Source organism: Amycolatopsis echigonensis, from assembly GCF_002846615.1.
Taxonomy (GTDB): domain Bacteria; phylum Actinomycetota; class Actinomycetes; order Mycobacteriales; family Pseudonocardiaceae; genus Amycolatopsis; species Amycolatopsis echigonensis.
In genome coordinates, this window is sequence record NZ_PJMY01000003.1 from 5,578,648 (window position 1) to 5,591,448 (window position 12,801).

Genomic DNA, 12,801 nt, shown 5'->3' on the forward strand with positions numbered 1-12,801 from the left:
CCCGAGTTCGGCATGAACGATCCACTACTGCGATATGAAGAAATTCATTACCTGGATGAACGACCCTGGGGAATGCTTGCCGATTCCGCCTCCGTCTTGCGAACATGACGTGAGACTGCTGCGGAGCATCTACGCGCGCCGTGGGGTTATGAAGTGCTGACTAGGTGACGTTAGGGGTGATTTGGATGCGTGGGAAGTGGATCGTCCTGTTGTCCGCGTTGGGGCTGTTCTGAAGTTCGGTTGCGGGACTCAGCCCGAGACCGGCTCGGCCGGAGGGTGGGGCACGTGACGCACCAATGGGTATCTCGCGGGGCCGGCGGGAAGCGTTGTCGTCACGGGCGCGTGACTTCTGCGTCGCGAGTTCCCAGCGTATGCCGATCGAATCGAGGCTTTTTCTCATCGGCCGGGGAGGTCGCCGCGAGAGTGCTGTGCGCGGGCTATGGGGAGGAATCGGTCGAGTCGGATCCCATGGACGGACAGACCCGCGGGGACATCGAGGTGTTCCCGCGGGTCTGTGAAGGCCGTCGCTGCGGCGAACTTGCGTTCCTGCACGTCGCGGCGGGTGTCGGCGACAAACTCCACGGCGTTGGCTCGGCGGACCGCTCGATGGCGCGCCGAACGCGTTCTGGAGAGCATCGGGCGTTCGCTGCGCAAGGGGATCTGCAGACCCCCGAACTCCCGACGCCCTCGCCCGGACTCTGGCAGAGATCCACTACCTGAAATACCTGCCCAATCGAACCTTTCCTGCGGAGCCAGCAGCGCCCGAGACACAGGAAGCGTGTACCTCGTGAGTGAGAACCTTGCGAATTCGGCGGTGCTGATTGACACGGACAATGCTCAGCCGGTGAGCGTTGACGGGCTGAGGTTCGCGAGCGGATGTATCGGCGGGCGGTGCGATGTGCGGGACTCGTCCTTGACGTAGCCGTACCAGTCCGCGCACTGGCGCATCAATATCGTCGGCAATGGTCACGAGCTGAATCGGTGTCGAGCGTCCGTCGGTTACGAACCTGCCGGATTCGCTATGCGGACCTGAGCGGGGAACGGCCCGGAGCAAGCGGGGAGTGGATCAGTGTTCGCGGTGCCAGTCGTCGAGGACGTCGCGTGATCGCCGGTCGTGGCGCTGCGTTTGGTGTATCTGATCTTCCTCCGGCTGGTGGGTCTGCTGGTGTTGCTCGGTCGTTCGTCAGCGTCCGAGAACATCGAGTTGTTGGTGCTTCGCCACGAGGTGGCCGTGCTGCGCGGCGGCAACCCGAAGCAGCGCCTGGATTGGGCCGACCGGGCGGTGATTGCTGCCTTGGTTCGCGTGCTGCCCACAGGGTTGCGGCTGCGCCGGTTGGTCACTCCGGCCACGATCTTGCGCTGGCACCGGCGTCTGGTCGCCGGGAAGTCGGACGTATCGACACCGAGTCGGCCGTCCGCCTGTCGACGTGGCGCTCGCCGAGTTGATCGAACGGATGGCCGCTGAGAACCAGCACTGGGGATACAAGAGGATTCAAGGTGAGCTGCTCAAGCTTGGACACCGGGTCGGTTCTTCGACGGTCCGGCGGGTCCTGAAGCGGGCTCGGATACCTCCTGCGCCGGGCCGGCAGAACGACACGACGTGGCGGCAGTTCCTGCGCACGCAGGCCTCGACGATGCTGGCCTGCGACTTCTTCCATGTCGACTGCGCGCTCGCCCTGAAGCGGATCTGCGTGTTGTTCGTGGTGGAGGTCGGCAGCCGTTACGTCCACGTTCTCGGCACGACCGCCCGCCCGGACGGCGGGTGGGCCACGCAGCAGATCCGCGACCTCGTGATCGATCTCGGTGATCGAGTGAACGAGTTCAGAGTGCTCGTCCGTGACCGGGCTGGCCAGTTCACGGCGTCGTTCGACGCCGTCCTGGCCGACGCGGGCATCGAGGCGGTAAAGATCTCTCCGCGCTGTCCACGGGCTAACAGCTACGCGGAACGTTTTGTGCTCACGGTCAGGACTGAACTCACTGATCGTATGTTGCTCGTGGGCGAGCGGCATCTGCAGGCCGTGCTCGCCGAGTACGTCCGGCACTACGACGGTCGGCGGCCGCACCGGTCCCGCGAGCTTCGTCCGCCACGGCCGACCCACCCCGTGACTAACCTCGGCTCCCGACGGATCAAGCGACAGCGGCTTCTCGGAGGCCTGATCAACGAGTACGAACGGGCCGCGTAAAGCTACTGGTCAGCGCCGGTGACTGACTTTTGGAACCCCACAGGCTGCACCGCTGTCTCCGCGACCCGCCTGTCGACGATCCGCCAGACGGAGGTCAAACGGAAACAACCAACCCGTTCTGAACGCGGCGCACTGTCTTCGGCCCGATCTGAGGGAACAGGTTTGGCGGCTGGCGCGCGGCTGGTACTGAACTCCCGGAACGGGCGACTTCTCACTGAGTTCTCATTTTCGTGCGGGAGAGTGGGGCCAGGCGGAAGGAGGCTGCGGTGCATCTGGTCGTGGTCGACGACGAGGAAGCGGTCCGGGATTCGCTGTCGCGGACGCTGCGCTTCGAGGGTTATACCGTTTCGCTCGCGCGGGACGGGGCGGAAGGTCTCGACGTGATCCGGGCGGAGAAGCCGGACGGCGTCGTGCTCGACGTGATGATGCCGGTGCTCGACGGTCTGGACAGCTGTCGAGTGCTGCGTGCCGAGGGCAACTTCGTGCCGATCCTGATGCTGACCGCGCGCACGGGCGTCACGGACCGGGTCGCGGGTCTCGACGCGGGTGCCGACGACTACCTGGTGAAACCATTCGCGCTGCTGGAACTGCTGGCCCGGGTGCGGGCGCTGCTGCGCCGGGTCGAGTACGACGCCCCGGCGCGTCCGGCCGGGGCCGCGCTCTCCTTCGCCGACCTGGTCCTGGACCCGGAGACCAGGGAGGTTCGCCGGGGCGACCGGCCGATCCGGCTGACCCGCACCGAGTTCGCGATGCTGGAGGCGTTCCTGCGGCATCCGCGGATCGTGCTGACCCGGGCGGCGATGTTCGACCAGGTGTGGGGCTACGACTTCGGCAGTTCGTCCAACGGCCTGGACGTCTACGTCAGCTATCTGCGCCGGAAACTCGAAGAGGGCGGCGAATCCCGGCTGCTGCACACCGTGCGCGGGGTCGGCTACGTGCTGCGGGACGACCCGCTGTGAAACGGCTGCGGTGGCGGGAGCGCTCGCTGCGCACCCGGCTCACCGCGATGGTCGCGCTCGCCATGGCCGTCGCGGTGGTCGCGACGTTCTCGGCCGCGTGGTTCCTGACCCGGGCCAATCTGTATCAGCAGTTCGACGCCCAGTTGCAGACTTACGCGCAGGTCGCCGCGAAGGCCGCGGATCCGGCGGAGGCGCTGGCCACGCTGCGTGCGGTGCAGCAGGACAAGTCGGGTCCAGGCTCCGGGCGGGCCGAGGGGATGGCGGTGGAGTTCGTCGACGCGGACGGGGCGAGCGTCGGCGTGGCGGGCGCGCCGCCGTTTCCGACTGGCCCGCAGGCCCGGTTCGTCGCGGCGGGGGACGCGGCGCTCGGCTTCGATGTCGAACGCATCGGCGGGGACCGCTACCGGGTGCGCAGCGTGCCGCGGCCCGGTGGGGGAGCGGTGCTGGTCGCGCGCAATTCCGAAGGCCTGGAAGGAACTCTCGCCGAACTCGGCGGGTGGCTGACCCTGGCTGGGCTGGTCGGCGTTGCCGGTGCGGCGCTGGCCGGGCGCGCGATCGCCAAGACCGCGCTGCGTCCGGTCGCCGCGCTGACGGTCGCCGCCGAGGACGTCGCCAGGACTCAGGAACTCGCCGCCGGCATCACTGTCGCGGGCAAGGACGAACTGGCGCGGCTGGCCGACGCGTTCAACGAAATGCTCGGCGCGCTCCGCCTTTCGCGCGACGAGCAGCGGCGGCTCGTGCAGGACGCCGGGCACGAGCTGAGGACTCCGTTGACCAGCCTGCGCAACAACATCGAGCTGCTGATCCACGCCGAGGGCCAGGACCGGGCGTTGCCGCCGGAGGACCGGACCCGGCTGCTCGCGGACCTCGATGTCCAGTCGGTCGAACTCACCACTTTGGTCGGGGAGCTGGTGGACCTGTCCACCGGCGAGCGGGAGCCGGAACCGGTGGACCGGGTCGATCTCGCGGACGTGCTCGCCGCCGCCGCGGACCGGGTCCGGGCCCGGTCGCCGCAGGTGGAGTTCGCCGTGACGCTGGCGAGCGCCGAGGTGAAGGGCCGGGCCGGGGCGCTGGAGCGGGCGGTGCTGAACGTGCTCGACAACGCCGCGAAGTGGAGCCCGCCGGGCGGGACGGTCCGGGCGGCGGTGCTGCCGGAGATCCCGGCGATCGTCGTCTCGGACCAGGGGCCGGGCATCGCCGAGGTCGACCTGCCGCACGTGTTCGAGCGGTTCTACCGGGCCGAGGCGGCGCGGTCGAAGCCGGGTTCCGGGCTGGGGTTGGCGATCGTGGAGCAGGTGGTCGGCCAGCACGGCGGGACGGTCCGCGCCGGAGCCGCCGACGGCGGGGGAGCGCGGTTCGAGCTGGCGTTCCCGGCCGCGGGCGCGTGATCGGGTCAGTCGGGAGGATCCGGTCGCAGGGCGACGGTTGAGCGGAATGCGGCATCCCGCCCGAACCGGCCGGATCCGCTCGTGCCGCTGAAGGACTCGCCGCGCCGGGCGAATCCGCCGCGAATTCTCCCGTCCGATACCGATATCGGCGGGTTCCGCCCCCGAGTCCGAACCCCGCCGAGCGCTTCTTAACCGAACCCCGGGGAATTCTCATCAGCTTCTCATCCGGCCCGCCGACTGTGGGGCAGGTGACCGGAAGCCTTGTCAGCGCCACTCCCGCGAAGCGGCTCGCCTGGTGGGCGATCGGCCTCACCACGGCCGCGCTTTCGCTGATCGGCACGTTGTCGTTCGCCTTCGACTCGACCGTCGACCCGTTCCGCGACCCGGTCAGCGACTACGCCCTGCACCGGGTCGCCCGGATCTGGTTCGCCCTGGCCGTGCTCCTGGTGCTGACCGCCGGAGTCCTGCTCGTCGCGGCCGCCCGGGCCACGGCGTTGCCCGCCGGGCGCACCACCATCGTCCTTTTCGGACTGTGGGGCGTCGCGCTGGTGATCGAGCTGGTGTTCCAGGGAAACGCGACGGTGGGCGAATCGACCTTTCACGGCACTGTCCACCGGATCGGCGGCGCTGTCCTTTTCGGAGCGTTGCCGCTGGCCTGCGCGTCGCTGGGGCGACGGCTGAGCGCCCAGCCGCATTGGGCGAGGACCGCGCGCCGCCTCACCGGTTGCGCGATCGCGGGCCTGGTCACCGCCGCTGGTTTCGGCGCCGCCCAGTTCGTCACGGCATTGCCGGCCGGATTGCTCGAACGCGTCGCGCTCACCGCGGAACTGGTCATCCTGATCACCGGTGCCCGCGCGATCGGAAGGGCGGGCCGATGACCCTCGTCGCGATCGCGCTGGCGGTGCTCGCCGCGTGTTTCTTCGCCGCCGCCGTCCGCTTTCAGCACCGATCGGTCGAATCCGCCGACGGGACCGGTCTGCGCGCCGTCAGCGCAGTCCTGCGCAACCCGATCTGGCTCGGCGGCACCAGCCTCGCCGTTCTGGGCAGCGCGCTGCACCTGATCGCGCTTTCGCTGGCGCCGCTGGCGGTTGTCCAGCCGATCGGCGTGCTCAGCCTGGTTTTGACCGTCGGCTTCCGAAACCCGGACCGTTCCAGCCGGGCAGTCGGCGCGACTGTCGCGGTATGTGCGGGAGTCGGCGGATTCGTCCTGCTCTCCGCCACGTCCGTCGGAGTCGCTGCCGTCCCCAGCCTCGCCAGCGTCCAACCGGCGCTGCTGGCCGGAGCGTGCGCGGCCGCCGGAGCATGGTTTGTCCGCGGCCGTGCGAGATGCCTGACCCAAGCCGCCGCCGCGGCAGTCCTTTTCGGACTCGGCTCCGCCACGATGCGCGTCGCTGCCCTGCATCTTGTCCACGGGACTCCCGGCACGGGCGCGGTAGTGGCCGCCGAAGCCGGACTGCTCCTGCTGACCGGCGGCTGGCTGATGCACCGGGCCTACGCCAGCGGTCCCGCCGCGGTCGCTGTCGCGGCGACAACTGTCGTGGACCCGTTCACCGCAATCCTCGCCAGCGCCTTGCTGTTCGGCGAGCGACCAGTCGCGTCGCCCGTCGCCGCCACTGTCCAAATAGGACTGGCCGCCGTCGCCATCGCCGGCGTCGTCGTGCTGGCCTACGCGAAACCGTCACCTCGAACTGTTCAGGAGCGTCCCATGCCGCATTCCCGGTTGCGTATCGTCATCGGCGCCGACACCTTCCCTCCCGATGTGAACGGCGCCGCCCACTTCGCCGAACGCCTGGCCCGCGGATTGAGCGCCCGCGGCCACGAGGTCCACATCCTCACCCCGCAGCGCGCCGAGGTCCCCGGTCCGGACGCGGGCTACGCGCTCCATTACGTGCCGTCCCACCGCACGCCCTTCCACCCGACGTTCCGCTTCAGCACCCCGCGCCGCGCCCGTCGCACCGCCGCCGAACTGCTGGACAACCTCCGCCCCGACGTCGTCCACGTCCAGTCGCACTTCTCGGTCGGCCGCGGTCTGCTGGCCGCCGCCGGAGAACGCGGCGTCCCCGCCGTCGCGACAAACCACTTCATGCCGGAAAACCTGCTCGGCTTCGTATCGCTGCCCGAACCGGTGACGTCGGCGCTGACCCGCTGGGCCTGGCGCGACTTCGTCCGGGTCTTCCGCCGCGCCGGCGTCGTCACCACGCCGACCCCGCGCGCCGCGCAACTGCTGGAGGAAAAAGGTTTCCCCGGCCCGGTCGCAGTGGTCTCGTGCGGAATCGACCTGGGCCACTACGCCCCGGCCGTACCCGCGCCCGCCGATCCCGTCCGCGTCCTGTTCGTCGGCCGCCTGGACGCGGAGAAGAACGTGCACGACCTTCTCCGGGCCCTGCCGAAAGTCCCGACCCTGCACGCCACCCTCATCGGCGACGGTTCGTGCCGGACCGAACTGGAACACCTCGCCGCCCGCCTGGACGTCGCGGACCGGGTGACGTTCCGCGGTTTCGTGCCCGACGCCGAACTGGTGCGCGCGTACCGGACCAGCCACCTCTTCTGCATGCCGGGCACCGCCGAACTGCAAAGCCTGGCAACGATGGAAGCGATGGCCGCCGGCCTCCCGGTGCTCGCCGCCGACGCGATGGCCCTGCCCCACCTGGTGACCCCGGGCCGGACCGGGTGGCTCTACCCGCCCGGCGAGACGGAGGTGCTGGGGGAACGTTTGCTGGAACTGACCGCCGATCCCGCCCTGCGCGCGAGAATGGGCCGAGCCGGCCAAGAAGCCGTTGCCAGGCACGGAATAGCCCGGACCCTGGACGCCTACGAGGATCTCTACCGAGCCGCGACTGGGGCACACCCGCGCAGCCGACCCGGCGGTGTAGCGCAAACGCCGCTACCGCCGCTCTTCCAGCCCTAGCCCAGCGCCTGCCGCAGTCTCGCGGCTCAGGCGCCCGCACCCCCTTTCGTCCGGAACACATCCAGCGATTCGAGGCACACACAACGAGTTGGAGGCCGAGAAAGAAACGATTGCCGCGCGGATAGCGGCTTTGGACATGGAGGCGGAAAGCCAACTGAAGCGGCCGGGGCCCGACAAGGCGGCTCTGCTTGACCCGTTGCCCGTGCTTGCACTGAAGCTCGCCGCGGCACCGCCGGAGCTGCTGAGGAAGTTCTTCGACGTGCTCCGGCTCGAACTACGATTGCTGTATGACGATCCTGTCGAGATTGCCGTCACTCCGCCCGCCGGGGACGTTCCGGACGCGGCGGAAGGAATCGCGGATCAGATGACTGACGCACAAGGTTCACCCGCTCAGGCGAGCGCTCGCTTGTGCGCAGAGGTCGTCCGCCCCCCGGGTGGTTCGGACAACGTCCGCGTCAGAAAGAACGGCCTCTGAGCTCCGGGGTTTCTGCCCGTGGCGGGGATCGTGAGCTGCCAGCGGGGCGAGCCGGAGTGACGGCGGAGCCCGGTGAGCGCCCGGCGAGCTGGGAAGTGCCGTGCTTCGTGCTACCGCGGTCAATGGCTCAACCTGTCTCGCCTTGAGCCGATGGCAGCACGGGCAAGCCAGACCTTAAGCGACCAGATTCTGTCAGCTGGCCCCGCTCAACGGGCAGTGCCGCCGTTCCTGGTTGCCGGCGGTCCCGCTGATTGAACCGCCGGAACGCACCGGACCGTCGGAGGCCCGGTGCGATGGCCGGATTACAGCCAGTCCCGTTTTTTGAAGGATGCGTAGAGGCCGGCGGAAAGAATGACGATGACGAGGGTGGACGTCCAGAACCCGGCTGTGGTCTGGAAACCGGGGTAGGGAACGTTTTGGCCGTAGAAACCGGTGACGGCGGTCGGGATGGCGATGATGGCCGCCCAGCTGGTGACTTTTTTCATGATGGTGTTGAGGCGGTTGCCCTGGATGTTGAGTTGCGTCTCGCGGATCGTGGTTACCAGGTCTCGCAGGGATTCGGTCCATTCCGAGGCGCGCAGGACGTGGTCGTAGATGTCCTGGAAGTAGGGCTGCAGCTCGGCGTCGACGAGGTGCATGTCGCGGCGCATGACGGTGTTGACGACTTCGCGCATCGGGAGCACGACGCGCCGGATGCGCACGAGGCTCTTGCGCAGGGCGAATGAGCGCCGTTGCATGTCGGCGTAGCGTGGACGTTCGTCGAAGACGAGGTCTTCGAGTTCCTCGATCTGCTCGTCGAGAGATTGCACGACTTCGAAATGACCGTCGACGATGTGGTCGAGCAGCCCGTGCAGCAGGAATCCGACGCCGTTTTTCGCCAGGTCCGCCGCGGAGTCCCAGCGAGCGACGACCGCGTCGACGGGGAAGTTCTCGTCTTTGCGGACGGTGACCAGGGCCTGGTCGGTGATGAAGGCCGCTAGTTCCGATACGAGCAGTGTTCCGTCGGTGTCGAGCGCGGCCGAATAGGCGGTCAGGAAAGAATGAGAGTCGTACCGGTCGAGCTTCGCGCGTTGGTGTTCGTGCACGGCGTCCTCGACGGCGAGGGGGTGCAGGCCGAGTTCTTCGCTGATGGCTGCCAGGTCGGCTTCGGTCGGAGCGCAGAAGTCGAGCCACACAGTGGTTTCGGGGTCGGCGAGGTAGTCGGACACCTCCGCGACCGGGATCCCTTCGGCCGCGAGCACTCCGTCGCGATACACCCGTGTGCGTGCCATGACGGGCCCCGCTCAGAACGACGACGCCAGGTCACCGGCAACGGCACGGGAAGATATCGCGGCAACCAGCACGTCAGCAGCTCCAAACGCATCGCGGGACCGGCCTGTTCACGGCGAACGGGCCACTGGCGCACCCTCCACGAGAGTCGCTGTGAGGACACTGAGAACTGGGCTGCCCGGTTCGGCGAAGCGAGGTTTCGGAGCGGCGATGACGGGGGATACCCCGGATTCCCGGACTGTCGAGGTTCAGCGAGGAAAGGATCCGTGACGAGTGTCGGCGACAAAGCCCGGAACAAGGCAGAGGAGCTGAAAGGCCGGGCCAAGGAAGCCGTCGGCAAGGCGACCGGCAACGAGCAGTGGGAAGCAGAGGGCAAAGCCGAGCAGGGCAAAGGGAATCTGAAGCAATCCGGCGAAAAGATCAAGGACGCGGTCAAAGACGTCGTGGACGAGTGACGATCGGCCGCGGCTGCACGGTCAGCGCAGGGGCTTGGCGGGGCCGCGCCGCGGGGTGCGGCCCGCCGCGCAGCCGTTTCCGGGCGGCGGCCGGATCAACGAGGCGACTAGGAGAAGAACACGGTGGCATTGCTGGGTTTACTGCTGGCGATCTGAGCAATGTGCCTCGTGGCCCGGATCGTCGCGAAGGGATTGCTCTGACTGCTGATCTTCGGCGGGATCCTGTTCGTCGCCACCACGGCGACCGGCCTCGTGAAACGCGAAGCTCTCGGGCGCGGCGAGGGCTGACCCCGCTCGTGTCGACACAGCCCGCCGCGTCCTGGCGCGAAGTGGTGACCTGGTCGCCGTTCAAGACAGACAGCTCCCCACCCGGCGGATCACCGGTGGCAGCCCGCCGCGGCACTGGGATGCACCTTGTTCAGCGGCTCTAGCAGCTGGACGTGCGTCCGGTGCAGCGGGCGGCGCGAACAGGAGCAGCGCGATCCTCGTCGGAACCGCCAGTCCGGTCGAGGTCGCAGCGGCGGTCGGGCCGGCTTTTGGCCTTCCCGCGGATTTCCCGGGCGGCGGCGACGCATCTTGTCCAGTGCTGCCGGGCGTTCTCCTGCCGGCCAGCGGCGAATCCGCCCCCGTTGTCGGCCGGAGGATCTTCCCGCAAAGCACGGTCGAGACTGACCGGCAGCCCGCCTGGCCCCGCCGCCCAAGCGCGGGTGCGTGCACCAGCCGACCCGCCGGTTTGGCGATCGGGTGTGCTGGGAAACCGCGAAATGCGACTGCCGCGGCCCTTTTCCGCAGGCCGCTCGGCTCGGCGTCTCGGAGGCCAGCCGCGCCATGACGTGTGAGCGACAGCGGCGCAGCGTGGGTGCCGATACCCGGGCAAACCGTTTTCCCGGTCCGACTCGGGACGGTGCGCGGAGGCGGACCGGCACGAGCCAGGCGACGCTATCCGAGGGCGGAGAGCAGGTCGTTGAGCGCGGCTTTTTCGGTCGTGGGGTTGGGGCTGGTCGCGCGCAGCTGACGGAGAACGGTGTCGATCTTGCCGTCGACGGTCGTCCAGGCAGCTTGATTCTTGGGTTTGAGCCGGGCTTCGGCGTCGTCCCAGCCGGTTTCGAGGTCGTCGACGCGGCTGGTCGCGCCGGACTGGTCGCCGGAGTTCAGCTTGGCCAACGTGTCCTGGGTGATGGTTTTGAACTGGGACAGGTCGCCCAGCGGGGACTGGTGGACCGGCTGGGCGCCGCTGGTTCCGGTCTGCCCGGGCGCGGGCGAGGCTGAGGCGGTTTCGCCCTGGAGCGCGGAAGTCCGCAGCGAGTAGCCGACGATAGAGGCGAAGACCACGAGGCCGACGACGGCGACCGTCTGCCACAGCCCGCCGCGCGCGGTGTTCTGTGAGGTCGTTTCCCGGGGTGTGACGTCGATTTTGGACAGGCTCAGGTAGACGACGACCGCGATGATGCCGAGGGTGAAGATCAGGCTGGTCGTCGTGGTGCCGAGGCCGAGGCCGCCGTTGTCGGGGGATTGGGAGAGGTAGTCGCCGATCGACGCGCCGAGCGGGCGGGTGAGCACGTAGATGAACCAGAACGCCAGGACCGGGTGCAGCCCGAGCCGCCAGCCGATCGCGAGGACGGCGATGAGCCCGGCGACGATGAGTCCGGTGGGCAGGTAGCCGAGGCCGAGGACTTCGGCCATCAGGTCGCCGGTCGCGGTGCCGAGCGCGAAGGTGAAGAGGATTGCCAGCCAGTAGAAGGCTTCGCGCCGCCGGGTGACGATGGAGTGGATGGACAGCGTCTTTTCCGAGCGGTACCAGGCGAGGAACGTGACCGCGAGCAGCACCCCGAAGATGATGGTGCTGGTCTCCAGGGGCACGCTGGCCGCGTCGGTGAGGTTGTCCGTCACCAGTGTGCCGAACACGCTGACGAGCGCCACGGCGACCCAGTAGGCGACCGGGCGGTAGCGGTCCGCGCGGAACTGGACCGCGAGCGCGACGGCCAGCAGGACGCCGGTGACGACGGATACGCCGGTCAGTCCGAGGTTCAGGTTCACGTTGAGGAAGTCGGCCGCGGATTCGCCGACGGTCGTGCAGAGGACCTTGACGATCCAGAACCAGGCGGTGACTTCGGGAACCTTGTTGAGCAGGGTGCGCTGCCCGGCGAGGGTGCTGGGTGCGGTCATGGGGTGCTGGTCCGTTTCGGTCTGGGAGAGGGACAGCCCGGCTACTCCGCGTAGCACGGCGGGCGTTTGCGACGCTAGGGGAGAGCTGGTGAGGAGTTGGCGTGCGCGAGGTAAGGGTGCGGCAAATGATCTCCGTGCGACGGCCTACCGCCGGCTGAAAGCCATGCGGCCGAGACGGGTCCGGCGGCATCCGGCCGCTCGCATGCGTTCTTCGCGCATTGTGTCGACCTCGGGCAGCGGCAGGGGGCACAGCGTGGTCGCGAGCGCCGAGCTCAGCAGAAAGTCGGCCAGCGCCGGGTTCCGTGCGAGCACCGGCCCGTGGAGATAGGTCGCCACGACCTTGCCGGCGACGGCGCCGTCAGTTCCGTCTCCGTTGCCGGAGCCGGTCACTATGCTGCCGAGAGGTTGGCAGTCCGGCCCGAGCCGGGTCCTGCCGAGGTGGTTCTCGAATCCGGTCAGGAGCCCGATTCCGGAGCCTGCTCGCACCACGATCTCCCCGACCGAGCGGCATCGGCCGGGGACGGTCGTCAGGTCGAGCAGCCCGGTGCCGGCCTGCCAGGACCCCGCGCCGGCGGCGAATCCGCAGCCGAGGATTTGCAGACCGGCGCAGACCCCCAGCACCGCGGCGCCTCGGGCGACGGCGAGCCGCAGACCGGGGTCGCGGCGCAGGCGGCTCGCGGCGAGCTCTTGCGCGGCGTCCTCGCCGCCGCCGAGGAGGTAAAGGTCGAGGGACGACGGGATCGGGGTGTTGTGGCCGATCTCTGTGACGGCGGCGGGGATGCCTCGCCAGCGCAGTCGCTGGACCAGGACTGTGGCGTTGCCGGAATCGCCGTAGGTGCCCAGTATTTCGGGGAGGACGAGCCCGACGCGCGCCACCGACTCACGCATCGGCGCGGGGGACGAGGCGGGCTGGTCTGTTCATGCTTCCGATCATGCGCCGGATCGGGGCAACGCGCAGCAAACCGTGGGTTGTCCCCACACCAGGTCGCGGCTGTGCT

General features: G+C 68.8%; 11 protein-coding genes. 8 read left to right on the plus strand and 3 right to left on the minus strand.

The annotated features are described in order from the left end of the window. Positions 1-1,114: 1,114 nt before the first annotated feature. The 7 genes from ATK30_RS45755 (at position 1,115) to ATK30_RS31540 (ending at position 7,913) form a co-directional block, all read left to right on the plus strand. Entirely contained in the window at positions 1,115-1,465 is a 351-nt protein-coding gene (locus ATK30_RS45755; protein WP_240690809.1) for an integrase, read from the plus strand. Then, entirely contained in the window at positions 1,455-2,183 is a 729-nt protein-coding gene (locus ATK30_RS45760) for an integrase core domain-containing protein (RefSeq protein ID WP_244194790.1), read from the plus strand. Before ATK30_RS45755 ends, ATK30_RS45760 begins: the two co-directional genes overlap by 11 nt. A 266-nt stretch (positions 2,184-2,449) precedes the next feature. Further along, the gene (locus ATK30_RS31520; RefSeq protein WP_101438565.1) at positions 2,450-3,142 is read left to right on the plus strand and encodes a response regulator transcription factor; all 693 of its coding nucleotides are present in this window, start codon (positions 2,450-2,452) and stop codon (positions 3,140-3,142) included. Further along, positions 3,139-4,530, plus strand: coding sequence for a sensor histidine kinase (locus tag ATK30_RS31525; protein ID WP_101438566.1), 1,392 nt, complete (start codon positions 3,139-3,141; stop codon positions 4,528-4,530). Before ATK30_RS31520 ends, ATK30_RS31525 begins: the two co-directional genes overlap by 4 nt. Before the next feature lie 248 nt (positions 4,531-4,778). Beyond that, positions 4,779-5,408 carry a DUF998 domain-containing protein gene (locus ATK30_RS31530; RefSeq protein ID WP_158242528.1) on the plus strand — a complete coding sequence of 210 codons (630 nt, stop codon included), beginning with the start codon at positions 4,779-4,781 and terminating at the stop codon, positions 5,406-5,408. Then, a complete protein-coding gene (locus tag ATK30_RS46480) occupies positions 5,405-7,438 on the plus strand; it encodes a glycosyltransferase (protein ID WP_240690807.1) in 2,034 nt (677 codons plus the stop codon). Before ATK30_RS31530 ends, ATK30_RS46480 begins: the two co-directional genes overlap by 4 nt. A gap of 88 nt (positions 7,439-7,526) precedes the next feature. Then, complete coding sequence (locus tag ATK30_RS31540) at positions 7,527-7,913, plus strand: hypothetical protein (protein ID WP_134667126.1); 387 nt, start codon at positions 7,527-7,529, stop codon at positions 7,911-7,913. Between the two features lie 302 nt (positions 7,914-8,215). Here ATK30_RS31540 and ATK30_RS31545 read toward each other — a convergent pair whose 3' ends face one another. Next, on the minus strand, positions 8,216-9,184 hold the full coding sequence (locus tag ATK30_RS31545; RefSeq protein WP_101438569.1) for a magnesium transporter CorA family protein: 969 nt from the start codon (positions 9,182-9,184) through the stop codon (positions 8,216-8,218). 264 nt (positions 9,185-9,448) lie between these two features. Between ATK30_RS31545 and ATK30_RS31550 the strand changes: the two genes are divergently transcribed. Beyond that, positions 9,449-9,637, plus strand: coding sequence for a CsbD family protein (locus ATK30_RS31550; RefSeq protein WP_101438570.1), 189 nt, complete (start codon positions 9,449-9,451; stop codon positions 9,635-9,637). Between the two features lie 939 nt (positions 9,638-10,576). On the opposite strand, the gene ATK30_RS31555 is transcribed toward ATK30_RS31550, so the two are convergent. Together ATK30_RS31555 and ATK30_RS31560 are read right to left on the minus strand one after the other, a co-directional pair. After that, complete coding sequence (locus ATK30_RS31555) at positions 10,577-11,803, minus strand: COG4705 family protein (protein WP_101438571.1); 1,227 nt, start codon at positions 11,801-11,803, stop codon at positions 10,577-10,579. Positions 11,804-11,947: 144 nt separating this feature from the next. After that, on the minus strand, positions 11,948-12,691 hold the full coding sequence (locus tag ATK30_RS31560; RefSeq protein ID WP_101438572.1) for a type 1 glutamine amidotransferase: 744 nt from the start codon (positions 12,689-12,691) through the stop codon (positions 11,948-11,950). Between the last annotated feature and the right edge of the window lie 110 nt (positions 12,692-12,801).